Here is a 25730-nt window from a genome sequence, read left to right on the forward strand (position 1 = left end):
CGTCAGCGGCGGGCCGTCCGGCGGCGCGTCATGGTCGCCGTCGCCTCGGGGGCCGTCGCTCTGGCCGCGGCGGCCGCGATGGTGGCGTCGTCCGGCGAGGGAGACGACACCGACGACGGACGCCGGGGCAGGGCGAGCGAGCCGTTGCGGCAGGAGGCGAGCGGCCCCCGGGCTCCCGCGTCCGCGTCCGCGTCCCCGTCCCCGACCACGTCGCCTTCCCCGTCAGCCTCCGGGAGGACTCCCGCGGCCGGCGCGAGCGCCTCGCCCGCGCCCTCCGCCACGGCAGGCCGCGGCGGACGCGGGCCGGCCGCGTCGGGCCGGCTCTACCGCCACCCCGAGTCCCAGGTCGCGGACTGGGTCCGGGCCAACCCGGGCGACGAGCGCCGCGCGGTCATCGAGTCGCGCATCGCCGCCCGCCCGGCCGCCGTGTGGTTCGCCGACCACACGCCGGCCACGATCACCTCCCGGGTCCGCGCCGTCACCGCGGGCGCCGCCGCGCAGGGCCGGGTGCCGGTCCTCGTGCCCTACGTCATCCCCGAACGGGACTGCGGCGGGGCCTCCGGGGGCGGCGCGCCCGACCTCGACGCCTATGACGCCTGGATCGACCGCTTCGCCGCCGGCCTCGGCTCGGGGGAGGTCATCGTCATCCTGGAGCCCGACGCGATCGCCTACGCCGACTGCCTCCCGGCACAGCGCCGGGCCGCCCGTTTCGCCTCGCTGGCCCGCGCCGGCCGGGTCCTCACGGCGGCCGACCCCAGGGCGCGCGTCTACTACGACGCCGGCCACTCCCACTGGAACGGCCCGGCGCGGCAGGCTGAACTGCTCAGGCAGGCGGGCGCGGCCTCCGCGTCGTCCGCCGGGATCTTCAGCAACGTCTCCAACTACCAGCGCACCGCCGACGAGGTCGCCTACGCCCGCCAGGTCCTCGCCGCACTCGGCGGCCCTGCGGGCCTCGGCGCGGTCGTCGACACCAGCCGCAACGGCAACGGCGCGCCCGCCGGCGGCCAATGGTGCGACCCGGACGGCCGGGCGGTGGGCCGAGCACCCACCCTCGACACCGGCGAGGCCCGCGTCGACGCCTACCTGTGGGTGAAACTGCCGGGCGAATCCGACGGCTGCAAGGGCGAGGCGGGGTCGTTCAGCCCGTCGTACGCCTACGAGCTGGCGCGCTCGGCGCCGTCGCCGTAGGAACTGGTGCCCTCGTCCAGGAGGGGCTGCTGGGTCTTGAGGTGGGCGGGGGCGAAGGCGCGCAGCGCGTGGTAGCCGACGATGACGACGAGGGTGCCGAGCGCGATGCCGCTGAGGGAGAAGGTGTCGGTGAACTCCATGGTGACGTTGCCGACGCCGATGATGATGCCGGCGGCGGCCGGGACCAGGTTCAGCGGGTTGCGCAGATCGACGCCCGCGTTGGTCCAGATCTGCGCGCCGAGCAGGCCGATCATGCCGTACAGGATGACGGTGATCCCGCCGAGGACGCCGCCCGGGACGGCCGCCACCACCGCGCCGAACTTGGGGCACAGGCCGAACAGCAGCGCGAAACCGGCGGCGGCCCAATAGGCGGCGGTCGAGTAGACGCGGGTCGCGGCCATCACGCCGATGTTCTCGGAGTAGGTGGTGTTGGGCGGACCGCCGACGGCGGTGGACAGCACCGAGCCGAGGCCGTCGGCCGAGATCGCCGTGCCGAGCTTGTCGTCGAGCGGGTCGCCGGTCATCTCGCCGACCGCCTTGACGTGCCCGGCGTTCTCCGCGACCAGCGCGATGACGACCGGCAGCGCGACCAGGATGGCCGACCACTGGAAACTCGGCCCGTGGAAGGAGGGCAGGCCGATCCAGTCCGCCCGGCCGACCCCGGAGAGGTCCAGCCGCCAGTGGTCGGTGACCTTGCCGCTCGCGTCCGCCGAGTGGATCCGGCCGAAGATCCGGTCGAACGCCCAGGAGACGGCGTAGCCGAAGACCAGGCCCAGGAAGATCGCGACGCGGGACCAGAAGCCGCGCAGGCAGACCACGGCCAGCGCGGTGAACGCCATGACCAGCAGCGCGGTCCACTGGTCCTGCGGCCAGTAGGTGGAGGCGGTCACCGGTGCGAGGTTGAAGCCGATCAGCATCACGACCGCGCCGGTCACGATCGGCGGCATCGCGGCGTGGATGATCCGCGCGCCGAACCGCTGCACGGCCAGCCCCACCAGGAACAGCGCCACGCCCACGACGAGCACCGCCCCGGTGACCGTGGCGCTCGTGCCGCCCTGGGCGCGGATGACGGCCGCCACGCCCACGAAGGACAGTGAGCAGCCGAGGTAGCTGGGCACCCGGCCGCGGGTGGCGAGCAGGAAGATCACGGTCGCGACGCCCGACATCATGATCGCCAGGTTCGGGTCGAGCCCCATCAGGACGGGCGCGACGAAGGACGCGCCGAACATCGCGACCACGTGCTGCGCGCCCAGCCCCACCGTGCGGGGCCAGGAGAGCCGCTCGTCGGGGCGGACCACCGCGCCCGGCGCGGGGGTGCGGCCGTCGCCGTGCAGTTTCCAGCCGACGCCAAGATCCATGGTGCGGTATCGCTTTCGTGCGGGTGCGGATGTCCGGCCCATTCTCACGTGAAACCGGAAGGCGATCGACCGCTTGCCCGCCCGCCCCTCGTCGAGGCCCTCAGGAGCGGGGCCCGGGCACCGTCTCGCTCCGTGCGGCAGCCCGCTCGGGCATCCGATCGCCGCCGCGCAGCACACCGGCGAACGCCACCAGTCCGCAGGCCAGCAAGGTCACCACGCCGAACGACACCACCAGGCTCGTCATCTGCGCCACCCCGCCGATCAGACTCGGCGCGATCAGGCCGGAGGTGTACGTGATGGTGGCGACGCCCGCGATGGCCTGGCTCGGGTTCGGCCCGCTGTGCCCGGCCGCCGCGAAGCAGAGCGGGACGACGACGGCGATGCCCAGGCCCATCAGCCCGAACCCGCCGGTGGCCACCGCCGGATGCCGTCCGAACACGATCAGCAGGCCGCCCAGTGCCGCCAGCACGCCGCCCACCCGAACCGTGCGCACCGCGCCGAAACGGTTCACGACCGCGTCACCCGCGATCCGGGCCACCGCCATGGTGAACATGAAGCCCGTCGTGCAGGCCGCCGCGACACCGGCCGAGGACTCCAGCTCATCGCGCAGATAGACGGCCGACCAGTCCAGCGCGGCGCCCTCCGCGAACACCGCGCAGAACCCGACCGCGCCGATCAGCAGCGCCGAGCGGGGCGGCAGCGCGAACCGCGGCGGCGGCTCCTCTTCCTCGGTGGCCCGCACGTCGAGCACCCAGCGGCAGGCCAGCAGACCGAGCGCCGTCAGGACGGCCGCCGCCAGCGCGTGGTGCACGCGCGCGTCCGCGCCGAAGTGCGCCGCGAGTGTTCCGCCCGCCGAACCGATCAGCGCGCCCGCGCTCCACATGCCGTGCAGCCCGGACATGATCGACTTGTCGAGCAGCCGCTCCACCTCCACGCCCAGCGCGTTCATGGCGACGTCGGCCATGCCCGCCGTGGCGCCGTAGACGAACATCGCCAGGCACAGGGTGAGCAGGTTCGGCGCCAGCGAGGGCAGGACCAGGGCCAGCGTCCACGACGCGATCAGTCCGCGCAGTGCGGCCCGGCTGCCGAACGTGTGGGAGATCCAGCCGGCCAGCGGCATGGCGCAGGACGCGCCGAACGCCGTGAAGGCGAGGGCGAACCCGAGCTGTCCGGCGCTCACCGAGGCATGGTCCTGGATCCAGGGGACCCGGGTGGCGAAGGAGCCGGTGACCGCGCCGTGCACGGCGAAGACGGCGGCCACGGCGTACCGGGCCCGCCGTACCTCCGCGGGTGCGCAGATCACTTCGCTCATGCTCCCCGTCCCCTTTCCGGACCGTCGTACGGTGCGCGCCGTAAACTATCAGGAAGCCTGCCTGATAAATAGGGGGCCGTCAGGAGCCGGACGCAGGCTCCCCATGGGAGGATTCCCCGCATGCCCGCATCCCCGAGCACCGCCCGGGCCATCAACGACCGGCTCGCCCTGCGGCTGCTGCAGGACGAAGGCCCGCTGACGGCCGGGCAGCTGAAGGAGCTCACCGGCCTGTCCCGGCCGACGGTCGCCGACCTCGTCGAACGCCTCGCCGTCTCCGGGCTGATCGAGGTCGTCGGCGAGACCGGCGCGCAGCGACGCGGCCCCAACGCCAGGCTGTACGGCATCGTCGCCGGCCGGGCCCAGCTCGCGGCGCTGGACGTGCGCACCGAGGGCGTCACCGTCGTGGTGTCCGACCTGCTCGGCCGGGTCCTCGCCGAGGCGTCCGCGCCGATCGGGGACGACGCCGGCACCGGTCCCGCCGTGGAGCAGGCGGTCACGCTGGTCGAGCGCGCGGTGAAGGACGCCGGCGCCGACCGGCTGCACACCGTCGGCATCGGCGCGCCCGGCCTGATCGACCCCGCGAGCGGCGAACTGCGTGTCTCCTCCGGCCTGCCCGCCTGGCACCGCCGACTGGTCGCCGCCCTCCAGGAACGGCTGCCGGAGGCCCGCGTCAGCGTCGAGAACGAGACCAACCTCGCCGCCCTGGCGGAACAGCACGCGGGCGCGGCCCGGGACCGCGACACCTTCGTCCTGCTCTGGCTGGGCCACGGCACCGGCGCGGCCGTCGTCCTGGACGGCGCGCTGCGCCGGGGGGCCTCCGGCGGCACGGGCGAGATCGGCTTCCTCCCGGTGCCGGGCACCGGCGCCCTTCCGTCGGCGAGGGACTGCGAGGGCGGCTTCCACAGCCTGGCGGGCTCGGCGGCGATCGTGCAGCTTGCGGGGGAGTGCGGGGTGTCGGCGGCGGCGGCGTCCGGCCGGGCGGGGGCGGTGGCTGAGCCGGGGACGGCGGCCGGTGAGCCGGATGCCGCCGCTCTGGTGCGGTGGGCCGTGGCCGTGGCCGCGGCGGGGGAGGGGGCCGGTGGAGCGGAGGACGGGGCACCGGAGGCGGCGGGCGTCGCGGTGAGCCGGTTCCTCGATGTGCTGGCCGACCGGGTCGCCATCGGGGTGGCGTCGGTCGTCGCCGTCCTCGATCCGGGGTGCGTGGTGCTCGGCGGCGAGGTCGGTCAGGCGGGCGGGGAGGCGCTCGCCGCCCGGGTGGCGGAGCGGCTGCGGCGGATGGCGCCCCTGCCGACGGATGTGCGGCCCGGCGCCCTGGGCGGCGGCGCGGTGCTGCACGGCGCTTTGCTGACGGCACGTCAGTCCGCTCAGGGCGAGTTGTTCGGGGCGACGCCCGAAGCGCGCTGAGGCGTTCGCGCACGAGGTCAGGGGTCCCGGCGGCGGGCAAGGGCCGTCGTCACCGCCGCCGGGTCCGTGTTCGCTGACCTTAAGAGGACTAGACCAATACGTCAACAGGTACGGACCAATTCCTGTGAGGCACCCCACATTCTTCACCCGTATGGACGCGGATCCGGCGTGGCAGACTGGCTCTGTACCTAAAGCAGCGCACTCCGGGGTCGGTGAAAGTCCGAACCGGCGGTTATAGTCCGCGACCCGGTCGCTTCCAGCGACCGGTTGACCAGGTGGAATTCCTGGACCGACGGTTAAAGTCCGGATGGGAGGCAGTGCGCGGCGGGCGGGCATTCGTGCGCGCCGCCGTATACGTACCCGTCCGTGGACGGGTCTGTCCGGCGTCGCCCCAAGTGTCCTTGCCCGTACTTCTGTCGTCTCGACAGCCCCGGAGTCCGTGCCCGAAGAGGCAGGAGGACCCGGGAAGTGTTCACCGGAATCGTCGAAGAGCTGGGTGAGGTCACCGCCGTCGAGAATCTCGGCGACGCCTCCCGCTTCCGGCTGCGCGGCCCCGTCGTCACCGATGGCGCGAAGCACGGCGACTCCATCGCCGTGAACGGGGTCTGTCTCACCGTCGTCGAACACGAGGGCGACGAGTTCACCGCGGACGTCATGGCGGAGACCCTCGACCGCTCCAGCCTCGGTGCCCTGACCGTCGGCTCCCGCGTCAACCTGGAACGGCCCACCGCCGTCGGGGCGCGCCTCGGCGGGCACATCGTGCAGGGCCATGTCGACGGCACCGGCGCGGTGCTGGAGCGCAAGCCGTCCGAGCACTGGGAGATCGTCAAGGTCTCGCTCCCCGCCGGTCTCTCCCGGTACGTCGTGGAGAAGGGCTCCATCACCGTCGACGGCATCAGCCTCACCGTCGTCGACGCCGGCCCCGACTACTTCACCGTCAGCCTCATCCCCACCACCCTCGCCCTGACCACGCTCGGTCGCAAGCAGCCCGGCGACCCGGTCAACCTGGAAGTCGACATCGTGGCCAAGTACGTCGAGCGGCTGATGGCCGGTCAGGGAGGCACCCGGTGAACTGGCTCAACTCCGAGGCGTTCACCCTTCTCGATCAGCGCATCCTCTGGTCGGACATGATCGGGAACATCTTCGGTCTGGTCGCCCTCGCCCTCGGCTGGCGCCGCTCCATCTGGAGCTGGCCCGTCCAGTTCCTCTCCGGCCTCATCCTCTTCGGCGCCTTCTTCGGCCACCTCACCGGCAGCGCCGGCAAGCAGGCCGTCGTCATGGTCGTCGCCCTGTACGGCTGGTGGCAGTGGAACCGCGACAAGGGCCGCACCGACGACGGCCACATCGCCCCCCGCTTCGCCACCTGGACCGAGCGCGCGGCCATGCTCGCCGCCGCGGCCGCCGGCACCGTCGCCGTCGCCCTCCTCTTCAAGGCCTACCCGGCCCTGTCCTGGGACCCCTGGCCCGACGCCTACATCTTCGTCGGCACCATCGTCGCCATGTACGCCCAGGCCCGCGGCATGGTCGAGTTCTGGTTCGCCTGGCTCCTGGTCGACCTCGTCGGCGTCCCCCTGAACTTCGCCAACGGCTACGCCTTCTCCGGCTTCGTCTACGTCATCTACGGCGCGCTCGTCCTGTGGGGCATGCGCGACTGGTGGCTGCGCTCCCGCAAGGGACCGCGGCCCACCCTGGAAGGAGCGCCGGCATGAACACGGCACAGATCACCTACCCCGCCGACGGGGTCGAGGACTTCGCTCTCGACCCCGTGGAGCAGGCCGTCGCCGACATCGCGGCCGGCCGCCCCGTGGTGGTCGTCGACGACGAGGACCGGGAGAACGAGGGCGACCTCGTCATCGCCGCCGAGAAGGCCACCCCGGAGATCGTCGCCTTCATGATGAGCGAGTGCCGCGGCCTGATCTGCGCGCCCATGGAGGGCGACGAGCTCGACCGTCTCGACCTGCCGCAGATGGTCGCCGACAACACCGAGTCGATGAAGACCGCCTTCACCGTCTCCGTCGACGCCTCCGCCGCGCACGGCGTGAGCACCGGCATCTCCGCCTCCGACCGCGCCACCACCCTCCAGCTCCTCGCGGGCGGCGTCGCCGGACCCGGCGACTTCGTCCGGCCCGGCCACGTCTTCCCGCTGCGCGCCAAGCCCGGCGGCGTCCTGGTCCGCGACGGCCACACCGAGGCCGCCGTCGACCTCGCCCGGCTCGCGGGACTGCGCCCGGCCGGCGCGATCGTCGAGATCGCCGGCGAGGACGGCCGGATGCTCCGGCTGCCCGAACTCATCCCCTTCGCCCGCAAGCACGGCCTGACGATCATCTCCATCAAGGACCTGATCGCCTACCGCCGCTCCGCCGAGCCCACCGTCCGCCGCGAGGCCGCGACCCGGCTGCCCACCGTCCACGGCACGTTCACCGCGTACGGCTACCGCTCCACCGTCGACGGCGTCGAGCACATCGCCCTCGTCCACGGCGACATCGGCGACGGCGAGGACGTGCTCGTCCGCGTCCACTCCGAATGCCTCACCGGCGACGTGTTCGGATCCGCCCGCTGCGACTGCGGCCCCCAGCTCGACGCCTCCCTCGAGCGCATCCAGGCCGAGGGCCGGGGAGTCGTCGTCTACCTGCGCGGACACGAGGGCCGCGGCATCGGCCTGCTGTCCAAACTACGGGCCTACGAACTCCAGGAGCAGGGCCACGACACCCTCGACGCCAACCTGGAGCTCGGCCTGCCCGCCGACGCCCGGGACTACGCGGCCGGCGCGCGGATCCTGGAGGACCTCGGGGTGCGCGGCGTCCGCCTGATGACGAACAACCCCGAGAAGACCGAAGCGCTCGTCCGGCACGGACTCAAGGTCAGCGCCCGCGAGCCGATGCCCGTACAGGCGGGTGAGCACAACATCCGCTACCTGCGCACCAAGCGCGACCGGATGGGACACGACCTGCCCTGGCTGGACACGGCCCCTGTGTCCCCCTGCGGCAACCAGTAGGACGAGCAGAAGCGTGCAAGACGCGCCGCGACCCGTCAGGACGAGCGGCAACCAGCAACACGAGCACCGAGGAGAGACGAGAACGTGAGCGGCAAGGGCGCACCCGAACTGTCCGTACGCAATGTGGGCGACCTCAGGGTCGCCGTGATCGCGGCCCAGTGGCACGAGAAGGTGATGGACGGTCTGGTCGACGGCGCCCTGCGCGCCCTGCACGACCTGGGCATCGACGAGCCGACCCTGCTCCGGGTCCCCGGCAGCTGGGAACTCCCGGTCGTCGCCAAGGTGCTCGCCGGCCGCGGCTACGACGCGATCGTCGCCCTCGGCGTCGTCATCCGCGGCGGCACCCCCCACTTCGAGTACGTGTGCCAAGGCGTCACCCAGGGCCTCACCCAGGTCTCCGTCGAGACCGGCGTCCCCGTCGGCTTCGGCGTCCTCACCTGCGACACCGAGGAACAGGCCCTGGACCGGGCCGGCATCGAGGGCTCCAACGAGGACAAGGGACACGAGGCGGTGACGGCGGCGGTGGCCACGGCGGCCACCCTGCGCTCAGTATCCGAACCGTGGCGTTAGGCCGGTCGGCGCAGCGCGTACAGTGGGCGGCACCATGTCCAAGAAGACGTTCGAGGAGCTCTTCACCGAGCTCCAGCAGAAGGCCGCCACCGGCGACCCCGCCACCTCCCGCACCGCCGAACTCGTCGACAAGGGCGTCCACGCCATCGGCAAGAAGGTCGTCGAAGAGGCCGCCGAGGTCTGGATGGCCGCCGAGTACGAGAGCAAGGACGCGGCCGCCGAGGAGATCTCGCAACTGCTGTACCACGTCCAGGTGATGATGGTCGCCCGCGGGATCTCCCTCGACGACGTCTACGCCCACCTGTAAACCGCGTCCGTCACCACCACGCCGACACACCACGCGAAGGAAGCCGACCTCATGCTGCGCATCGCCATCCCCAACAAGGGTTCCCTGTCCGGCCCTGCGGGGGAGATGCTGCATGAGGCCGGCTACCAGCAGCGCCGCGAGTCCAAGGAACTGCGGATCGTCGACCCGGGCAACGAGGTCGAGTTCTTCTACCTCCGCCCCCGCGACATCGCCATCTACGTCTCCTCCGGCCGCCTCGACATCGGCATCACCGGCCGCGACCTGCTGATCGACTCCGGCGCCGAAGCCGAGGAGATCCTCCCCCTCGGTTTCGCCCGCTCCACCTTCCGCTACGCCACCAAGCCGGGCACCGCGAGCACCCTCGGCGACCTCAAGGGCAAGACCGTCGCCACCTCCTACGAGGGCATCGTCGCCAAGCACCTCGCCCAGGAGGGCATCGACGCCTCCGTCGTCCACCTCGACGGCGCCGTCGAGACCGCGATCGAACTGGGCGTCGCCGAGGTCATCGCCGACGTCGTCGAGACCGGTACCTCGCTGCGCAACGCGGGCCTCGAGGTCTTCGGCGAGCCCATCATGCAGTCCGAGGCCGTCGTGATCCGCCGCACCGGCGCCGAGCCCGACGAGGCCGAGCCCAAGGTGCAGCAGTTCCTGCGCCGCCTCCAGGGCGTCCTCGTCGCCCGGACGTACGTGATGATGGACTACGACTGCCGCGTCGAGCAGCTGGAGAAGGCCGTCGCGCTCACCCCGGGCCTGGAGTCGCCCACCGTCTCCCCGCTGCACAACGAGGGCTGGGTCGCCGTCCGCGCCATGGTCCCCGCCAAGGAGGCCCAGCGGATCATGGACGATCTCTACGAGATCGGCGCCCGCGCCATCCTCACCACGGCCATCCACGCCTGCCGCCTCTGACCCCGGGGAATACGCAGCGATGTCCGACCTGCCCGCCCTCCCCGTCACCTTCCGGCCCGGACGCACCCGTGTGGTGCTTCTCACGGCCGGAGCGGTGATCTTCGTCGTCATCTCCGGAATCGCGCTGCTCCTGGAGCAGCTCGGCCCCGGCGAGCGGCTCAGCTTCATCGTCACCGGCGGCCTCATCTTCTGGGTGCTGGCCCAGCTCGCCCGGGTGCGGGTCGTCGCCGAGGACGCAGGCGTCACGGTGGTCAACATCGCGAGCAGGCGGCGTCTGGACTGGGCCGAGATCCTCCGGGTGAACCTCCGGCCGGGCGACCCCTGGGTGTTCCTCGACCTCAGCGACGGCACCAGCCTGCCCGCGCTCGGCATTCAGCCCGGCATCGCCAAACAGCAGGCCATCGCCGACGCGCGCACCTTGCGCGCCCTCGTGGAGAACCGCTCCGTCCGCGACCCCGAGCAGGACCCGGGGAAGGATCAGGGCTGACTCGGGGCCGCCCGCCCTGCCGCAAATGCGCCTGTCTTGATTAATCTGGTGACGGAGGCGTTCCCTTTTCGCCTCCACCCCTGTGGCGCCCGGCCGGGTGCACGGGGGTTCCTGCTAACCGAGGAGTGACCCTCTCCGGCGATGGACGGTTCGTCCTGTAGTACCTGCGCCGCCCCCTCCGACGTGGAGGCGGCGGCATCATGACAACCCCCCTGCTGCTCCTGGCAGCCGCGTTCCTGCTCATTCTCGCCAACGGGTTCTTCGTGGCCGCCGAGTTCGGCCTGGTCACCGTGGAGCGCCCGGACGCCGAGAAGGCCGCCGCCGAAGGCGACCGACGGGCCCGCACGGTCGTCGAGTCGCTCAAGGAGCTGTCCTTCCAGCTCTCCGGCACCCAACTCGGCATCACCATCACCTCGCTCGTGGTCGGCATGCTCGCCGAACCCGCGCTCGCCGAGCTGCTCGACGCCCCCGTCACCGCCGTCGGCGTCCCCGAGGGCGCCGTCTCCGGTGTCGCCGTCGCCGTCGGCATGCTGCTGGCGTCCGCCGTGCAGATGGTGATCGGCGAACTCGTGCCGAAGAACTGGGCGGTGTCCAAACCGCTGCAGGTCGCGCGTTTCGTCGCGGGCCCGCAGCATGTCTTCGCCCGGCTCTTCCGCCCGGTCATCGCCGCCCTCAACGCGGTCGCCAACCGGCTGGTGCGGGCCCTGGGCGTAGAGCCCGCCGAGGAACTGGCCTCCGCGCGCACCCCCGGCGAGCTGGTCTCCCTGGCCCGCCACTCCGCCCGGGCCGGCGCCCTCGAACAGGACACCGCCGACCTCTTCGTGCGGACCCTGTCCCTGGCCGAGCTGACCGCGCAGCACGTGATGACCCCGCGCGTGAAGGTCAGCGCCCTCCAGGCGTCGGCCACCGCCGAGGACGTGGTCAACCTGACCCGTGCCACCGGCCTGTCCCGCTTCCCCGTCTACCGCGAGAAGATCGACGAGATCGTCGGCATGGCCCACCTCAAGGACGCCCTGGCCGTCCCCGTCCAGGACCGGCTGCGCACCCCCGTGGGCCGTATCGCCCGCCCGGCGCTGCTCGTCCCCGAAACCCTCCCCGTCCAGCCGCTGCTGGCCCGGCTGCGCAGCGAGCAGCCCATCGCCGTCGTCGTCGACGAGTACGGCGGCACGGCCGGCGTGGTGACCCTGGAGGACATCGTCGAGGAGATCGTCGGCGAGGTCCGCGACGAGCATGACGGGCTGGACACGCCCGAACTCGCCCCCGTGCCGCCCGAGGACGGCAGGCCCGCCTGGGACGTCGACGGCAGCTGCCGCGTCGACACCCTGCGGCGCATAGGCCTGGACGCGCCCGAGGGACCGTACGAGACGGTCGCCGGGCTCGTCGCCGACCTGCTCGGCCGGATCCCCGCCGTCGGCGACCGGGCGGAACTGCCCGGCTGGCGGCTGTCGGTGCGCCGCGTCGGCCACTACCGGGCCGAGCGGGTCCGCCTGGTGCGCACCGGCGTGGTCGCGGAGGTCGCCCGATGAGCGTCCTCCAACTCGTCTTCGCGGGCCTCCTCGTGCTCGCGAACGGCTTCTTCGTCGGCGCCGAGTTCGCGCTCGTCTCGGTGCGCCGCAGCCAGATCGAACCCCTCGGCACCGCCCGCTCCCGTCAGGTCCTCCACGGCCTGGAGAGCCTGCCGCAGATGATGGCCGCCGCCCAGTTCGGCATCACCGTCTGCTCCCTCACCCTGGGCGCGGTCGCCGAACCGACCGTCGCGCACCTGCTGGAGCCCGTCTTCGAGTGGATCCACCTGCCGCAGGGCGTGATCCACCCGCTGACGTACGTCATCGCCCTCGCGGCCGTGGTCTTCTTCCACCTCGTCATCGGCGAGATGGTCCCGAAGAACCTCGCCATGGCCGCCCCGGAGAAGACCGCGCTCTGGCTCAGCCCCGGCCTGGTCTGGTTCGCGCGTCTGTGCCGGCCCATCACCGTCGCCCTCGGCGCCTGCGCCCAGGCCGTGCTGCGGCTCTTCCGCGTGGAGCCGAAGGACGAGATCGAGGCCGTCTTCACCAGCGAGCAGCTCAACCGGCTGGTGGAGGACGCCGGCCAGGCGGGTCTGCTCGACCCGGAGGAGCAGGAGCGGCTGGAGGACGCCCTGGAGCTGGGCTCCCGCCCGGTGACGGACGTGCTGCTGAAGCGCGAGTCCCTGGTGACGGTCAGCCCGTCGGTCACCCCCGGCGAGATCGTCCGGCTGACCGCCCGCACGGGCTACTCCCGCTTCCCCGTCGGCGCGGGCAACGGCGCCTTCATGGGCTACCTGCACGTGAAGGACGTCCTCGACCTGGAGGAGTCCGACCGGGCGGTGCCCCAGCAGGTGTGGCGCCCGATGACGACGCTCCGCCCGGACCTGCCCCTCGACGACGCGCTGACCGTCATGCGCCGGGCGGCCACGCACCTGGCGCAGGTGGCGGACGGCTCGGGCAAAGTCCTGGGCCTGGTGGCCCTGGAGGACGTGCTCGAACTGCTGGTCGGCGAGGTACGCGACCCGGCCCACCGGTCCGCCCCCGGCGTCCCCGAAGTGGTGATGGCGACCTAGGGCGTGTTTCGAAAGTCCCGTCTGGCTCGCGGCGTCTGGCACGCGCGCTCGCCGCGTTGTCGGGATCGCCCTCGTACGCCCAGTACGAGGGCGACCCTCCGCCTTGCGATCGCACGCACCAGACGCCGCGAGCCCCGCCCTCCGGGCGGACGACGCTACTTTCGAAACACGACCTAGGGCGAAAACACACCTCAGGCGTGTCGCCCTGAGAGGCGGCTGCCCGCAGGGCCCTTCCGGGTCACATCCCCGAAGGGTCCTGCGGGCCCCGCCCCGACAGCACCTCTCCGTACGCCTGCATCAGGTCCGGCAGCCGCAGAGTCGACAAGTCGTCCCGCGACAGCATCCCCGGGTAGACCGACAGCCGCAGATCCCGGTAGGCGCAGCTCTTCTCGTACAGCGTGCGCAGGAACCGGCCGTTCCCCAACTCGTCGATCCACCCCTGGTCGACGACATGCCCCGCGATGGACCGCAGCTCGTCCAGCGCCTCCTCGTCCCACACGTCACCGTTCTCCGCCGCGAGCACCTCACCGATCGAGGTCAGCTCCAGCGGCCGGTACGACGGGAAGTCGACCCGCGTCGTGAACCGGGACGACAGGCCCGGGTTCGCGGCCAGCAGCCGGTCCATCCCCTCCGGGTAGCCGGCCAGGATCACCACCAGGTGGTCCCGGTTGTCCTCCGCCCGCTTCAGCAGCACCTGCAGCGCCTCGTCCCCGTACGCGTCGCCCTTGCCGTAACCGGAGTTGGACAGCGAGTACGCCTCGTCGACGAAGAGCACCCCGCCGAGCGCGGAGTCGATCAGCTCGTTGGCCTTCACCGCCGTCTGCCCGAGGTACTCGCCGACCAGATCGGCCCGCTGCGCCTCCACGAGATGGTCGCCGCCCAGCAGGCCGAGCGCGTAGAAGACCCGGCCGAGGATGCGGGCCACCGTGGTCTTGCCGGTGCCGGACGGGCCGGAGAAGACGAAGTGCCGTTTCGGGGGCTGCACCGGAAGCCCCTGCCCGGCCCGCAGCCGCGCCATGTTGAGCTGCGCCGACAGTGCCTTGACCTGACGTTTCACCGGCTCCAGGCCCACCATGCGCTCCAGCTCGGCCAGCGCCTCCTCCAGCAGGCCCGGATCGGTGGGGCCGGCGGGCAGGGTCGTGGCCCCGAGCGTCCTGGCGCGCACCGCCGGGTCGATCGCCGACGGCAGCGGTCCGACGGGCGGCAGATCGGCGGTCTCGGGAAGCCGCAGGTCCCGGCCCTCCGTGCCGAACAGCGGGTCCAGGCCGTCCGGTCCGTCCGCGGCGTCCTGGCCGGCGCCGGCCAGCGCGATCGCGGCGAAGTCGGCGGGATCGTCGTAGCCGTCGCCCTCGGCGATCGCGGCGAGCCGGGCCGAGGTGTCCATGAACGCGGGGTCCACCCGGTGCACGGCCCGGTAGAGGGGCAGGGCGGCCGCGGAACGGCCGGTGCCCTCATGGGCGCGGGCCAGCCAGTACCGCAGCTCCTTGCGCTGGGGCTGCTCGCTGCGGCACCGCATCAGCGCCGCCGAGAGCAGGGGCTCCGCCTGCCCGTACATCTCCAGGCGGACCCGGGCCATACCGCCGAACAGGCCCGCCTCGATGCCCAGCAGCGGGTCGTCGATCAGCGGGTCGGTGTGCCGGGCGAGCTGCTCCCAGTCCTTGACCAGATAGGCGCGGCAGGCGTGCAGGAAGCGGACCTGGTGGTCGGTGTCGACGGGCGGGAGCCCGGCGAGCGCCCGGTCCAGCTCGGGCACATGGCGGCCGTCCAGCCAGTGCGAGGCGTGCGCCAGGAGCAGGTCGCGGGGGCTTTCCAGCACCGGTTGCACCCACCAGCCCAGCCAGTACCAGGAGTTGAGCGGCCGACGGTGCCGGGTGCGCTGTTCGCCGAAGCGGTCGCGGTGGCGGAACATCCGCAGCAGCGCGGTGGTGGTGTCGACGCGCAGCGCGTGCAGGCCCAGCCAGCCGTCGGCCATGCCGGGGTCCATCCGCACGGCGGCCCTGAACTCCTCCTCCGCCTGCGGATACGCGCCCATCGTGTAGGCGTCCACGCCGCGCAGCCAGGCCAGGTCGGCCGGGGCGTCGGGGCCTTGCGTGCCGAAGTCCATCACGTCCCCCACAGACCCTGCCCCCGTCGGTGTGCCGCCGGACCGTCGCCCGTCGGCTGCCATGGTCGAACCGCTGTGCCGCGGACCGGAGTTGGAAGGTGCGCAGCGGCTGTCCCAGGTCGCACCGAGGGCATCGTACCCGCGCGGGCGTGGCCCGCCGTAGGGTGCCGCACGGGCCGTCCGGCCTGGTGGGAGCAGAGGGGGCGCATGACAGCACGGTGACGCTGAGTGAGAGTCCGGCTTCACATCGCGCTCGAAAAGGGGCGCGGAAACGGGGTGCGGACAGAACGAAGCCCCCGATCACGGGGGAACAACCGGGGGCTTCGCGTCTTCTGGGCGGCTTCGATTGCCGCACATTGAGAACGTAAGTCCTGCCCGCGCCACCGGTCAAGCGCCGTCGGAGCACTTGGCGAAGTTCGAGCGCAAGTCCCTTCACAAGTTCACCACATCGAAGGCGGGTCCTCACGGTGCGTGACACCGTGGTCCGGACCAGACCGTGCGGCGGGCCCCGGCAGCACCTCGTATCCCTCGCCCAACTGCCGTACCAGCGCGTCGGCATGGGGGCGCGAAGGGTCCTCGGCGACATGGCGCAGTTCGGCCTGGACCCAGCCGTCCCAGAACTCCCGCTGCTCCTCTCCGTCACGCGCCCGGCCGCGCGCCCAGGCCTCCTCGGGCGGCATCTCCATCCACAGCAGCCGCGCCAGGTACGGCCGCAGGGCGCGCCGGCCCGCGCCGACGCCCTCCATCAGGACCACCGGGGCCGGCGGCAGCGGCCGGGGCGGGGCGAAGCGGCGGGTGCGCCAGTCGTAGGGGGAGTAGTGCGCCGTCTCGCCTCGGCGGAGCGGCTCGATCACCTCGGCCATCAGACGCGGCGTCCATGCGAACAGCTCGTCATGGCTGGCGATGTCGTCGAGGTGCAGGACCGGCGCACCGCCGAGGGCCTGGGCCAGCCGCTCGGCGAAGGTGGACTTCCCCGATCCGGCGTGCCCGTCGACGCCCACGAGGCGGACCGGACCGCAGGACGGCGGCAGTCGGCGGAGCCGGGCGGCGAGCTGGTGGATGACGGCTCCAGGAAGGGCTTGTCCGGTGGCGTGCCTGGGGGCGTGTGCCCTGGGCGGGCTGGTCCGGTGGCGTACGAGTCTATTCGGTCTCTCCTCGCCGGGCCGGGCGGCGTGGCACGGGTGAGGGTGCTGGCGGGCCCGGGCGTCCGCGTCCATAGTGGGCGCACTACCGTCGTACCGGACCCGTCCCGCACCCCTGGGGAGTCTTCCGTCCATGAGCAGAGCCGAACAGCCGTTCAGCGGGACCGACCAGGACCCCGGCGGGACCGACCAGCTCTCCCACGCCGCCGACCGGTGCGCGTCCGCCACCGACAGGCCCTCCCGCAGGTCCGTCCTCACCGCCGCGGTCGTCGCCGCCGTGGCGGGCGGCTCCGGGTCCGCGGCGGCCGTCGACCCGGCCGAACCGGCCACCGTGACGGCCGACGCGGCGGCGGCCCCCGCCCGCCCCGTCGACTACCGGGCCTGGACCACGTACGACGACTGGCGCTCCGGCGTCGCCCAGGGCGTCCGGGCGGTCGCGGGCGACCGGCCCGGAACCGTGTTCGACACGCCGCTCGGGGTCGTGGACCACACCGACCCGCACACCGGGGCCACCGCCCGCTGGGAGTACGCGACCTGGACGTCCCCGGTGCACCGGCTCCCGACCCCGGCGACCGAGGCGATCGCCTCCTGGAACGCGAGCACCCCCGCCGGCACCTGGATCGCCGTCGAGTTCGAGGGCACGTACTCCGACGGCACGGAGACCCCCTGGTACGTGATGGGCCGATGGGCGTCCGGCGACCAGGACGTCAAGCGGGCCTCGGTGGACGGGCAGAGCGACGGCAAGAGCACCGTCTGGACGGACACCGTCGCGATCGACGACGCCTCCGGCGGTCTGCGCCTCGTCTCGTACCGGCTGCGCCTGACCCTCTACCGCCGGCCCGGCGCGCAGAGCACCCCGACGGTGTGGCGGCTCGGCGCGATGGGCTCCGGCGTCCCCGACCGCTTCACCGTCCCCGCCTCCGTGCCGGGCGTCGCCCAAGAGCTGGAGGTGCCCCGCTACTCGCAGGAGACGCACGAGGGCCAGTACCCGGAGTACGACGACGGCGGCGAGGCCTGGTGCAGCCCCACCTCCTCGCAGATGATCATCGAGTACTGGGGCGGCCGCCTCACCCCCGGCCAGCTGGCCTGGGTCGACCCCTCCTACGCGGACCCCCAGGTCTGCCACGCGGCCCGGTACACCTACGACCACCAGTACGCCGGCTGCGGCAACTGGCCGTTCAACGCCGCCTACGCGGCCACCTTCGAGGGCCTCCAGGGCGTGGTGACCCGGCTCGACTCCCTCACCGACCTCGAGACGCTGATCGCGGCCGGCATCCCGGCCATGACGTCGCAGTCCTTCATCAAGGAGGAGCTGACCGGCGCGGGTTACGGCACCGCCGGCCATCTGATGACCGTGATCGGCTTCACCGCGGACGGCGACGTGATCGCCAACGACCCGGCCTCGCCGACCAACGCGGCGGTGCGGCGCGTCTACCGGCGGCGGGAGTTCGAGAACGTGTGGCTGCGGACCAAGCGTCTCAACGCCGGCGGCAAGGTCGTCTCCGGCAGCGGAGGCGTCTGCTACCTCTACTTCCCGGCCCGCCCGACGGCGGCGCAGCGTACGGCGCTGGCGGCGGTCGGCGTGCGCTGACCTCGCGCGGCGGCTCCCGGCGCATGGCCGGGGGCCGTTCGCATGTGAGCCGAGCGGGCCATGTGAGCAAGCTCTCGGCCGCAAAAGCCGTTTTCGGTGGCAAGGTGGGCAGATCGAGTCGGACATCCGCCCGCACCGCCAGCAGAGAGCCAGCGAAGAGACGCCATGACCGCACACATCGCGACCGCCCCCGCCCGAGCCCGTACCGGCGGCCCGCAGGACGACGGCCCCAAGATCATCGAACACGTCCTGGGGTGGACCCTCGTCGTGGTCGTCGCGATGCTCGTGGCCCAGCTCCAACTGGTCTGACGCCGACGCGGAGCACCGTCCTCCGGTCGGTGGCCGGTGTGACCTGACCCACGCTTCGACCTGACATACTGACGTCGTCCCGCCGACCGTTGGAGACCAGGGTCGAGTTGAATATCAGTCACCAGCGCGACGCCGCCCGTCCCCGAGCGCGCGGTACCGAGCGCTCACTCGCGCGTCGTGCCGAACTCATAGCCATCGGGCGGAAGTTGTTCGCCGACACGTCCTACGACGCACTCTCGATGGACGACATCGCCCGGCAGGCGCACGTCGCCAAGGGGCTGATCTACTACTACTTCCAGTCCAAGCGCGGCTATTACCTGGCGATCATCAAGGACTCCGTCGCCGAACTGGTCTCCTTCGCGGCGAGCGGCCTGGAGCTGCCCCAGCTCGACCGGGTGCACCGCACGATCGACGGCTATCTGCGCTTCGCCGAGGACCACCAGGCCTCCTACCGCACGATCGTGAGCGGCGGCGTCGGCTTCGACGCCGAGGTGCACGGCATCCGGGACGGCGTGCGCGAGGCCTTCGTGGTCACCATCGCCGAGGGCGCGTACGGCCGCGGCGACATCCCCTCGCTGCCCCGGATGGGCCTGCTCTCCTGGGTGTGCAGCGTGGAGGGGGCCACCCTCGACTGGATCGACCGCCCCCAGGGGCTGTCCCGCGACACCATGCGCGAACTCCTCGTGCGGACCCTGGGCGGCGCCCTGCGCGCGATCGAGGAACTCGACCCCGCCTTCCCCGCCCCGAAGGAGGCCCAGAGGGAGGACGCGTGAGACCGGGCCGCGCGGCCCGTGTGCGCTGACCGCCGACGCCCCTTAGCCCGTGCGGCGGCGACCGCCCGCGGGCATACTCACAGCGCGAGGCCTTCGGCCGGCCGGCGAGGAGAGGAGTCACCATGCCCGATCGCTCCCCGCCGCCGGTGGACCGTCCGCTGCCCACCGACGAGGCCCGTGACCTGCTCGCAGTCGTCCGTGACATCGCGCGCCGCGAGATCGTCCCGACGGCCGCCGAGGACGAGGAGGCCGGCCGCTTCCCGCGCGAGCTGTTCACCCTGCTGTCCGAAGCGGGCCTGCTGGGTCTGCCGTACGACTCGGCCCATGGCGGCGGCGACCAGCCCTACGAGGTCTACCTCCAGGTCCTGGAGGAGCTCGCCGCCGCTCGCCTCACCGTCGGTCTCGGCATCAGCGTCCACACCCTGGCCGCCTACCCGCTCGCCGCCCACGGCACCGAGGAGCAGCGGGCCGCGCACCTGCCCGCGATGCTCGGCGGCGGGCTCCTCGGCGCGTACTGCCTCTCCGAGCCCGCCTCCGGTTCGGACGCCGCCTCCCTGCGCACCCGTGCGGTGCGCGACGGCGACTCCTGGGTGATCACCGGCGTCAAGGCCTGGACGACGCACGGCGGCATCGCCGACTTCTACACGGTCATGGCGCGCACCGGCGGCGAGGGACCGCGCGGGATCACCGTGTTCCTGGTGCCGGGCGACGCCGAAGGGCTGAGCGCCGCGCCGCCCGAGCGGAAGATGGGGCTCAAGGGCTCACCCACCGCCCAGATCCACTTCGACGGCGTGCGCGTCCCGGACGCGCGGCGCGTCGGGGAGGTCGGTCAGGGCTTCGCGATCGCCCTGGCCGCTCTCGACTCCGGGCGGCTCGGCATCGCCGCCTGTGCGGTCGGGGTGGCTCAGGCGGCGCTCGACGAGGCGGTCGCCCACGCCCGGGACCGGCGGCAGTTCGGCCGGCCTCTCGCCGACTTCCAGGGGCTGCGCTTCCTGCTCGCCGACATGGCGACCCGGATCGAGGCCGGCCGCGCCCTGTACCTGGCGGCGGCGCGGCTGCGGGACGCCGGCCGGCCGTTCGCGGCGCAGGCGGCGATGGCCAAGCTGCACTGCACCGACGCCGCGATGCGGGTCACCACCGACGCCGTCCAGGTCCTCGGGGGTTACGGCTACACCGCCGACTTCCCCGTCGAACGCTATCTGCGCGAGGCCAAGGCGCTGCAGATCGTGGAGGGCACGAACCAGGTCCAGCGCATGGTCATCGCCCGTCACCTAGTGGGTCCGGAGACCCGCTGAACTGCCCCGGCCGCACCAGCGGGGCCACCAGCCGCACCCACTCCGGATCGTGCCGCCCGGGCAGTGTGCGGCCCCGGTCGGCCCACGCCCGGATCAGGTCACGGTAGATCGGGGGGTCCTGCACGGCCGGCGGAGCCGGCGGGACCGCTCCTGCCGGCGCGGGGACGAACAGCTGGCGGTGCCGCCCGGGTGCCGCCGTGTAGGTGGGGGTCATACCAGGCCAACGCGCGCCCTCGGTTCCAGGTCACGGCTCGTCAGCCGGGGGAGGCCCGCTTTCCCCCGGGAGCCGGGGCCCCTCACCGGGCCGCCGTCTCGGACGGGCGCGGGCATGCCGGTCCCGCACCACGGCGGTCTGCGGATGCCGTGGCTCGGGGCGTGGGCGGGAGTCGAGGCGGCCGGACGGGTCGCGGGGCTCAGGCGGCCTGGCGGCGCAGCACCTGTACGCGCATGGGGCGCGAACCCGGGCCGCCGACGTGCGAGAAGGGCTGCGTACGCCAGTCGAGTCCCTGAGGGAGCGTCAACAGCAGCGCGGCGTCCTGCTCCTGGGGCTCCGCCGACTCGTCCGCCTGGCGGGCCTCGGCCGCCGCGCGTCCGGTGCCGGCGCAGACCGTGAGCCCGAAGGGGTTCCACGGCGAGGCGCACAGCGCGTGCTCCGGCAGGACCTCCTCCTCCGCCAGCAGCGCGATGGGCTGCGCGCAGTCCGGGCAGATCACCCGGTACATCTCGAAGGTGTCGTAGGCGTCGAACTCGTCGGCGAGGTCGTCGGGTTCGACGCCCTCCGGCTCGGGTTCGACGACGACCGGCTGGAGCCGCTTGGGCGCGGTGCGACCAGGGCGCTTAAGACTCTGCATGGGATTCTCCCCCTAGGGCTGGGCCGTGACGGCACTGCGGCCTCGACCACAGCAAGCACTTCCCTGCCTGTCTCGGCGGTAACCACGAGGAACTCACGTACCCCCGGCGTACGCTGTGGCGTTCGTCACATGCCATGCGCAGATGCCCGCACCCGTGTCTCCCCGCATACCCCGCCGTCGCCTCCCGGACACCCCGCGTTCCGTCCCCGAACCGCGTATGACCTGGGCTGCATAGGTATACGCGGAGATCGGGCGCACTGTAGGTTCTTGCGCCATGGAGGAGCTGGACCGACAGATCGTGCAGCTGCTCGTCAAGGACGGGCGGATGAGTTACACCGACCTGGGCAAGGCCACGGGCCTGTCCACGTCGGCCGTGCACCAGCGGGTGCGCCGACTGGAGCAGCGCGGCGTGATCCGCGGCTACGCGGCCGTGGTGGACCCGGAGGCCGTCGGACTGCCTCTGACGGCCTTCATCTCGGTGAAACCGTTCGACCCCAGCGCGCCCGACGACATCGCCGACCGCCTCTCCGGCGTGCCCGAGATCGAGGCCTGCCACAGCGTGGCCGGCGACGAGAACTACATCCTCAAGGTCCGGGTGGCCACTCCGCACGAACTGGAGGAGCTGCTGAGCCGGCTGCGCGCCCTCGCGGGCGTCTCCACCCGCACGACGGTCGTCCTGTCCACGCCGTACGAGGCCCGGCCGCCGCGGATATGACGACGCCCGGCCGCGGGGCCCCGGCGCGACCGGCGGACGGACCGGCGGGGCGCGCCTGAGGGGGCCTGTGTGCGGGGCCGGTCCGGCAAGGCGCGAGACTGGTGCCCATGAGTGAGCGCACCCCCGAGCCGAAGACCGTCCTGCTCCGCCGTGGCGAGGTCCACAGCCCCGCCGACCCCTTCGCGACCGCGATGGTCGTAGAGCGCGGCCAGGTCGCCTGGGTCGGCTCCGAGGGGGCGGCCGACGCCTTCGCCGACGGCGTCGACGAGGTGGTCGACCTGGACGGCGCCCTCGTCACCCCGGCCTTCACCGACGCCCATGTGCACACCACCGCCACGGGCCTCTCCCTGACCGGCCTGGACCTCTCGACCGCTCCCGACCTGACGGCGGCCCTCGCCCGGGTACGGGACTTCGCCGCGGCCAGGCCGGGTGACAAGGTGCTGCTCGGTCACGGCTGGGACGCCTCCCGCTGGCCCGAAGGCCGCCCCCCGACGCGCGCGGAGCTCGACGAGGCGACCGGCGGCCGCCCCCTCTACCTGTCCCGCATCGACGTCCACTCGGCCGTCGTCACCACGACCCTGCTGGACCTGGTCCCGAGCTTCGCCGCCCGTCCCGGCGACGGCCCGCTCACCGCCGACGCCCACCACGCCGTACGCGCCGCCGCGTTCGCGGCCGTGACGGACGGGCAGCGCACCGAGGCCCAGCGCGCCGCCCTCGCCCACGCCGCCTCCCTCGGCATCGGCTCGGTGCACGAGTGCGCCGGACCGGAGATCTCCTCCGAGGACGACCTCGCCGGCCTGCTGCGGCTCGCCGCCGAGGAGACGGGCCCTCGGATCGTCGGCTACTGGGCCGAACAGGGCACGGACGGAGTGGCGAAGGCGCGCGCGCTCGGCGCCCTCGGCGCGGCCGGCGACCTCTTCGTCGACGGCGCGCTCGGCTCCCACACCGCCTGCCTGCACGCCTCCTACACCGACGCCGCCCACACCGGCAAGGCCTACCTCGACGCAGGCCAGGTCGCGGAGCACGTCGCGGCCTGCACCGAGGCCGGGCTCCAGGCCGGCTTCCACGCCATCGGCGACGCGGCCGTCACCTCTGTCGTGGAGGGCGTGCGGGCCGCCGCGGAGAAGGTGGGCCTCGCTCGGATCCGCGCCGCCCGGCACCGCGTCGAGCACGCCGAGATGCTCACCCCCGAAACCATCGCCGCGTTCGCCGAACTCGGCCTCACCGCCTCCGTGCAGCCCGCCTTCGACGCCCTGTGGGGCGGCGAGGACGGCATGTACGCCCAGCGCCTCGGCGCCGAGCGGGCCCGCTCGCTGAACCCCTTCGCGGCTCTGCTGCGCGCCGGGGTGCCGCTCGCCTTCGGTTCCGACAGCCCCGTCACCCCGCTCGACCCCTGGGGCACGGTCCGGGCCGCCGCCTTCCACCGCACCCCCGAGCACCGCGTCTCGGTGCGCGCCGCGTTCACCGCCCACACCCGCGGCGGCTGGCGGGCGATCGGGCGGGACGACGCCGGCGTCCTGGTGCCCGGCGCGCCCGCGGACTACGCGGTGTGGCGCACGGACCACCTGGTCGTGCAGGCGCCCGACGACCGGGTCGCCCGCTGGTCCACCGACCCCCGCTCGGGAACGCCCGGCCTGCCCGACCTCACCCCGGGGGCCGACCTGCCCGTATGCCTGCGTACGGTGGTCGCGGGACGGACGGTGTTCGTACGGCCGGGCGAGTGATCCGGCCGCGCGGAGCGGCGAAGATCACCCGTCCGCGCGCCGCCGCGCGCATCCCGCCTTCTCCGCGCTGACCAGCGCTTTGACCAAAGATCCGCAGGTAGGGCGGCTGTTGACAGCTGACGGCGGGGGGCCGGTAGGTTCGGCCGGGTCCACCACCGGACACCCCGCCGGCGAACGTTCGCGCACTCGCCGCGGCGCCGCTGGGTCAGGGACGGTGCGCCCCGCCGGGCCGCCGTCACTGGGAGCCAGGCTCAGCGCCCGCGCCGCGCGCGAGGGAACTTTCCGGCCGGTCGGGGAGGTGTGACCCGGGTGGGGCCCGGGCGCTCAGTAGACAACGGCTTTAGGTCGACCCGCAGCCAGCGGGCCCCAGGTCGGCCCGAAGGGCGCCGGGCCCCCATCCGCAGCGACGCGGCACAGCGGACTCACCCGTACGCAGTACGCTCGGCGCGCGCCTGCGAAGAAGCCGAAAAGACCCTACTTACCCCGATCTTCGGATAACGACACCACCTTGTGAAAGGTCCCGCCATGTCATCGCAGGCGGCGGCCACTATGGTGGTCCCCTGCGTACGGACTCGAAGGGGCAGCAGTGAACGACGGCGACGGGACTCTCGCGGCACAGGACCGGGGGAGGAAGTTCGGCCCGCTCGGCCTGGCCTTGGTGATCATCCCGACCTACAACGAGGCGGAGAACATCAAGGCCATCGTCGGCCGGGTGCGCAAGGCCGTCCCCGAGGCCCACGTCCTCGTGGCCGACGACAACAGCCCCGACGGCACCGGCAAGCTGGCCGACGAGCTGGCCGCCGCGGACGGCCAGGTGCGCGTGCTGCACCGCAAGGGCAAGGAAGGCCTCGGCGCCGCCTACCTGGCGGGCTTCCGCTGGGGCCTGGAGCACGGCTACGGCGTACTGATCGAGATGGACGCCGACGGCTCCCACCAGCCCGAGGAACTGCCCCGGCTGCTCACCGCGCTCAAGGGCGCCGACCTGGTCCTGGGCTCCCGCTGGGTGCCGGGGGGCCGGGTCGTGAACTGGCCGAAGTCCCGCGAGATGATCTCCCGCGGCGGCAGCCTGTACTCGCGCCTCGCGCTGGACCTCCCGCTGCGCGACATCACCGGCGGCTACCGCGCGTTCCGCCGGGAGACCCTGGAGGGACTCGGCCTCGACGGGGTCGCCTCCCAGGGCTACTGCTTCCAGGTCGACCTCGCCCGGCGCGCGGTCAAGGCCGGCTTCCATGTGGTCGAGGTGCCCATCACCTTCGTCGAGCGCGAACTCGGCGACTCCAAGATGAGCCGCGACATCCTCGTCGAGGCGCTGTGGCGCGTCACGGCGTGGGGAGTGGGCGAACGCGTCGGCAAGATCGCCGGCAAGTCCGCCAAGTCCGCAAGACCCGCCGTCCCGCAGCGTCCGCAGTCGCCGGCGCGCGACGAGACGAAGGACCCGGCGGCGCCCGAGAAGCCGCACAGCGACAGCTGATCGTCCCCTTATGCCGCTCTGAGCCGCATCCAGGCACACTGGAACCATGACGACTGGCGCTCCGACCCCCGCGTACTCCGTTCAGCAGCCCGTTCCGCAGCCCCGGCCCCGACGCTCCCGGCTGCGGACGTTCCTGCCCCTGGGGTTCGCCGCGTGGCTGGTGCTGGAGATCTGGCTGCTGTCAGTGGTCGCGGGCGCGGCCGGCGGGTTCGCGCTCTTCGTGCTGCTCCTGGCCGGGCTCGTCCTCGGCGCGGTGGTCATCAAGCGGGCCGGCCGGCGCGCCTTCCGGAACCTGAACGAGGCGATCCAGCGAGGCACGGCCCCCACTCGGGGCGGCGGCAACGGTCTGATGATGCTCGGCGGCCTGCTTCTGATGATCCCGGGCCTGGTGTCCGACGCGGTGGGTCTGCTCCTGCTGCTCCCGCCGGTCCAGAAGGCCGTCGGGAGCTACACACAGCGCACCGTGGACCGCAAGCTGCGCGACGCCGGCTCGGGCGTCCTGGGCGACGCCTTCCAGCAGGCGCGCATCCACCGCCCGGACGGCAAGGTGGTCCAGGGCGAGGTCGTCCGGGATGAGAACCTCTGAATCCGGAGGTCCGACCTCCGACCGGAACGCACATACGACGACAGCGGGCGCCGCACATCCGAAA

The 25730-nt window shown here is 72.9% G+C and carries 24 protein-coding genes and 1 riboswitch; of the genes, 19 read left to right on the plus strand and 5 right to left on the minus strand.

The window, feature by feature from the left end:
- Positions 1-30 precede the first annotated feature (30 nt).
- Positions 31-1188, plus strand: coding sequence for a glycoside hydrolase family 6 protein (locus ACIRS4_RS12600; protein ID WP_404194041.1), 1158 nt, complete (start codon positions 31-33; stop codon positions 1186-1188).
- Here ACIRS4_RS12600 and ACIRS4_RS12605 read toward each other — a convergent pair.
- Together ACIRS4_RS12605 and ACIRS4_RS12610 are read right to left on the minus strand one after the other, a co-directional pair.
- A complete protein-coding gene (locus ACIRS4_RS12605; protein WP_404193897.1) occupies positions 1155-2546 on the minus strand; it encodes a uracil-xanthine permease family protein in 1392 nt (463 codons plus the stop codon). The genes ACIRS4_RS12600 and ACIRS4_RS12605 overlap by 34 nt on opposite strands.
- A 100-nt stretch (positions 2547-2646) precedes the next feature.
- The gene (locus tag ACIRS4_RS12610) at positions 2647-3858 is read right to left on the minus strand and encodes an MFS transporter (protein ID WP_404193899.1); all 1212 of its coding nucleotides are present in this window, start codon (positions 3856-3858) and stop codon (positions 2647-2649) included.
- A gap of 120 nt (positions 3859-3978) precedes the next feature.
- On the opposite strand from ACIRS4_RS12610, the gene ACIRS4_RS12615 reads away from it, so the two are divergent.
- From ACIRS4_RS12615 to ACIRS4_RS12660, 10 genes are all read left to right on the plus strand, one after another.
- The gene (locus ACIRS4_RS12615; protein WP_404193901.1) at positions 3979-5262 is read left to right on the plus strand and encodes an ROK family transcriptional regulator; all 1284 of its coding nucleotides are present in this window, start codon (positions 3979-3981) and stop codon (positions 5260-5262) included.
- Between the two features lie 194 nt (positions 5263-5456).
- Positions 5457-5587, plus strand: a riboswitch (FMN riboswitch).
- A gap of 143 nt (positions 5588-5730) precedes the next feature.
- Complete coding sequence (locus tag ACIRS4_RS12620) at positions 5731-6333, plus strand: riboflavin synthase (RefSeq protein ID WP_404193904.1); 603 nt, start codon at positions 5731-5733, stop codon at positions 6331-6333.
- Positions 6330-6971, plus strand: coding sequence for a nicotinamide riboside transporter PnuC (locus tag ACIRS4_RS12625; RefSeq protein ID WP_404193906.1), 642 nt, complete (start codon positions 6330-6332; stop codon positions 6969-6971). Before ACIRS4_RS12620 ends, ACIRS4_RS12625 begins: the two co-directional genes overlap by 4 nt.
- Positions 6968-8257, plus strand: coding sequence for a bifunctional 3,4-dihydroxy-2-butanone-4-phosphate synthase/GTP cyclohydrolase II (locus ACIRS4_RS12630; protein ID WP_404193909.1), 1290 nt, complete (start codon positions 6968-6970; stop codon positions 8255-8257). The genes ACIRS4_RS12625 and ACIRS4_RS12630 overlap by 4 nt, the downstream gene beginning before the upstream one ends.
- 84 nt (positions 8258-8341) lie before the next feature.
- On the plus strand, positions 8342-8827 hold the full coding sequence (gene ribH / locus ACIRS4_RS12635; protein ID WP_003988915.1) for a 6,7-dimethyl-8-ribityllumazine synthase: 486 nt from the start codon (positions 8342-8344) through the stop codon (positions 8825-8827).
- Positions 8828-8861: 34 nt separating this feature from the next.
- Positions 8862-9134 carry a phosphoribosyl-ATP diphosphatase gene (locus ACIRS4_RS12640; RefSeq protein WP_404193912.1) on the plus strand — a complete coding sequence of 91 codons (273 nt, stop codon included), beginning with the start codon at positions 8862-8864 and terminating at the stop codon, positions 9132-9134.
- A 51-nt stretch (positions 9135-9185) separates the two neighbouring features.
- Complete coding sequence (gene hisG / locus ACIRS4_RS12645; protein WP_404193914.1) at positions 9186-10040, plus strand: ATP phosphoribosyltransferase; 855 nt, start codon at positions 9186-9188, stop codon at positions 10038-10040.
- Positions 10041-10059: 19 nt separating this feature from the next.
- Entirely contained in the window at positions 10060-10527 is a 468-nt protein-coding gene (locus tag ACIRS4_RS12650) for a PH domain-containing protein (RefSeq protein WP_404193916.1), read from the plus strand.
- A gap of 200 nt (positions 10528-10727) precedes the next feature.
- Positions 10728-12053 carry a hemolysin family protein gene (locus ACIRS4_RS12655; protein ID WP_404193919.1) on the plus strand — a complete coding sequence of 442 codons (1326 nt, stop codon included), beginning with the start codon at positions 10728-10730 and terminating at the stop codon, positions 12051-12053.
- On the plus strand, positions 12050-13105 hold the full coding sequence (locus ACIRS4_RS12660) for a hemolysin family protein (RefSeq protein ID WP_404193921.1): 1056 nt from the start codon (positions 12050-12052) through the stop codon (positions 13103-13105). The genes ACIRS4_RS12655 and ACIRS4_RS12660 overlap by 4 nt, the downstream gene beginning before the upstream one ends.
- 238 nt (positions 13106-13343) lie before the next feature.
- Here the strand turns inward: ACIRS4_RS12660 and ACIRS4_RS12665 are convergent, their stop codons facing one another.
- Positions 13344-15209, minus strand: coding sequence for an AAA family ATPase (locus ACIRS4_RS12665; RefSeq protein ID WP_404193923.1), 1866 nt, complete (start codon positions 15207-15209; stop codon positions 13344-13346).
- 440 nt (positions 15210-15649) lie between these two features.
- On the minus strand, positions 15650-16270 hold the full coding sequence (locus tag ACIRS4_RS12670; RefSeq protein WP_404194044.1) for a uridine kinase: 621 nt from the start codon (positions 16268-16270) through the stop codon (positions 15650-15652).
- Positions 16271-16484: 214 nt separating this feature from the next.
- On the opposite strand from ACIRS4_RS12670, the gene ACIRS4_RS12675 reads away from it, so the two are divergent.
- From ACIRS4_RS12675 to ACIRS4_RS12690, 4 genes are all read left to right on the plus strand, one after another.
- Complete coding sequence (locus ACIRS4_RS12675; protein WP_404193926.1) at positions 16485-17942, plus strand: peptidase C39 family protein; 1458 nt, start codon at positions 16485-16487, stop codon at positions 17940-17942.
- A gap of 165 nt (positions 17943-18107) precedes the next feature.
- Positions 18108-18251 carry an SCO1431 family membrane protein gene (locus ACIRS4_RS12680; RefSeq protein WP_404193928.1) on the plus strand — a complete coding sequence of 48 codons (144 nt, stop codon included), beginning with the start codon at positions 18108-18110 and terminating at the stop codon, positions 18249-18251.
- 107 nt (positions 18252-18358) lie between these two features.
- A complete protein-coding gene (locus tag ACIRS4_RS12685; protein WP_404193931.1) occupies positions 18359-19024 on the plus strand; it encodes a TetR/AcrR family transcriptional regulator in 666 nt (221 codons plus the stop codon).
- A 122-nt stretch (positions 19025-19146) separates the two neighbouring features.
- Entirely contained in the window at positions 19147-20319 is a 1173-nt protein-coding gene (locus tag ACIRS4_RS12690; protein ID WP_404193933.1) for an acyl-CoA dehydrogenase family protein, read from the plus strand.
- Between the two features lie 413 nt (positions 20320-20732).
- Here ACIRS4_RS12690 and ACIRS4_RS12695 read toward each other — a convergent pair whose 3' ends face one another.
- Positions 20733-21170: a hypothetical protein gene (locus tag ACIRS4_RS12695; RefSeq protein WP_404193936.1), complete on the minus strand. Its 438-nt coding sequence runs from the start codon at positions 21168-21170 to the stop codon at positions 20733-20735.
- A gap of 274 nt (positions 21171-21444) precedes the next feature.
- On the opposite strand from ACIRS4_RS12695, the gene ACIRS4_RS12700 reads away from it, so the two are divergent.
- The 4 genes from ACIRS4_RS12700 (at position 21445) to fxsA (ending at position 25666) form a co-directional block, all read left to right on the plus strand.
- Complete coding sequence (locus ACIRS4_RS12700; RefSeq protein ID WP_130444603.1) at positions 21445-21885, plus strand: Lrp/AsnC family transcriptional regulator; 441 nt, start codon at positions 21445-21447, stop codon at positions 21883-21885.
- A 107-nt stretch (positions 21886-21992) separates the two neighbouring features.
- Positions 21993-23609, plus strand: coding sequence for an amidohydrolase (locus ACIRS4_RS12705; protein ID WP_404193938.1), 1617 nt, complete (start codon positions 21993-21995; stop codon positions 23607-23609).
- Between the two features lie 586 nt (positions 23610-24195).
- Complete coding sequence (locus ACIRS4_RS12710) at positions 24196-25080, plus strand: polyprenol monophosphomannose synthase (protein WP_404193941.1); 885 nt, start codon at positions 24196-24198, stop codon at positions 25078-25080.
- A 46-nt stretch (positions 25081-25126) separates the two neighbouring features.
- Entirely contained in the window at positions 25127-25666 is a 540-nt protein-coding gene (gene fxsA / locus ACIRS4_RS12715; protein WP_404193944.1) for an FxsA family membrane protein, read from the plus strand.
- Positions 25667-25730: the final 64 nt, after the last annotated feature.

Source organism: Streptomyces sp. NPDC101166, assembly GCF_044768125.1.
GTDB lineage: Bacteria > Actinomycetota > Actinomycetes > Streptomycetales > Streptomycetaceae > Streptomyces.

Excerpts from the sequence above, each read along its gene's own strand:
- ACIRS4_RS12690 (WP_404193933.1), top strand. The coding sequence starts at position 19,147 with ATGCCCGATCGCTCCCCGCCGCCGGTGGACCGTCCGCTGCCCACCGAC.
- ACIRS4_RS12680 (WP_404193928.1), top strand. The coding sequence starts at position 18,108 with ATGACCGCACACATCGCGACCGCCCCCGCCCGAGCCCGTACCGGCGGC.
- ACIRS4_RS12605 (WP_404193897.1), bottom strand. The coding sequence starts at position 2,546 with ATGGATCTTGGCGTCGGCTGGAAACTGCACGGCGACGGCCGCACCCCC.
- ACIRS4_RS12700 (WP_130444603.1), top strand. The coding sequence starts at position 21,445 with ATGGAGGAGCTGGACCGACAGATCGTGCAGCTGCTCGTCAAGGACGGG.
- ACIRS4_RS12660 (WP_404193921.1), top strand. The coding sequence starts at position 12,050 with ATGAGCGTCCTCCAACTCGTCTTCGCGGGCCTCCTCGTGCTCGCGAAC.
- ACIRS4_RS12695 (WP_404193936.1), bottom strand. The coding sequence starts at position 21,170 with ATGCAGAGTCTTAAGCGCCCTGGTCGCACCGCGCCCAAGCGGCTCCAG.
- ACIRS4_RS12600 (WP_404194041.1), top strand. The coding sequence starts at position 31 with ATGGTCGCCGTCGCCTCGGGGGCCGTCGCTCTGGCCGCGGCGGCCGCG.
- ACIRS4_RS12650 (WP_404193916.1), top strand. The coding sequence starts at position 10,060 with ATGTCCGACCTGCCCGCCCTCCCCGTCACCTTCCGGCCCGGACGCACC.
- fxsA (WP_404193944.1), top strand. The coding sequence starts at position 25,127 with ATGACGACTGGCGCTCCGACCCCCGCGTACTCCGTTCAGCAGCCCGTT.
- ACIRS4_RS12705 (WP_404193938.1), top strand. The coding sequence starts at position 21,993 with ATGAGTGAGCGCACCCCCGAGCCGAAGACCGTCCTGCTCCGCCGTGGC.
- ACIRS4_RS12655 (WP_404193919.1), top strand. The coding sequence starts at position 10,728 with ATGACAACCCCCCTGCTGCTCCTGGCAGCCGCGTTCCTGCTCATTCTC.
- ACIRS4_RS12640 (WP_404193912.1), top strand. The coding sequence starts at position 8,862 with ATGTCCAAGAAGACGTTCGAGGAGCTCTTCACCGAGCTCCAGCAGAAG.
- ACIRS4_RS12615 (WP_404193901.1), top strand. The coding sequence starts at position 3,979 with ATGCCCGCATCCCCGAGCACCGCCCGGGCCATCAACGACCGGCTCGCC.
- ACIRS4_RS12630 (WP_404193909.1), top strand. The coding sequence starts at position 6,968 with ATGAACACGGCACAGATCACCTACCCCGCCGACGGGGTCGAGGACTTC.
- ACIRS4_RS12610 (WP_404193899.1), bottom strand. The coding sequence starts at position 3,858 with ATGAGCGAAGTGATCTGCGCACCCGCGGAGGTACGGCGGGCCCGGTAC.
- ACIRS4_RS12665 (WP_404193923.1), bottom strand. The coding sequence starts at position 15,209 with ATGGACTTCGGCACGCAAGGCCCCGACGCCCCGGCCGACCTGGCCTGG.
- hisG (WP_404193914.1), top strand. The coding sequence starts at position 9,186 with ATGCTGCGCATCGCCATCCCCAACAAGGGTTCCCTGTCCGGCCCTGCG.
- ACIRS4_RS12675 (WP_404193926.1), top strand. The coding sequence starts at position 16,485 with ATGAGCAGAGCCGAACAGCCGTTCAGCGGGACCGACCAGGACCCCGGC.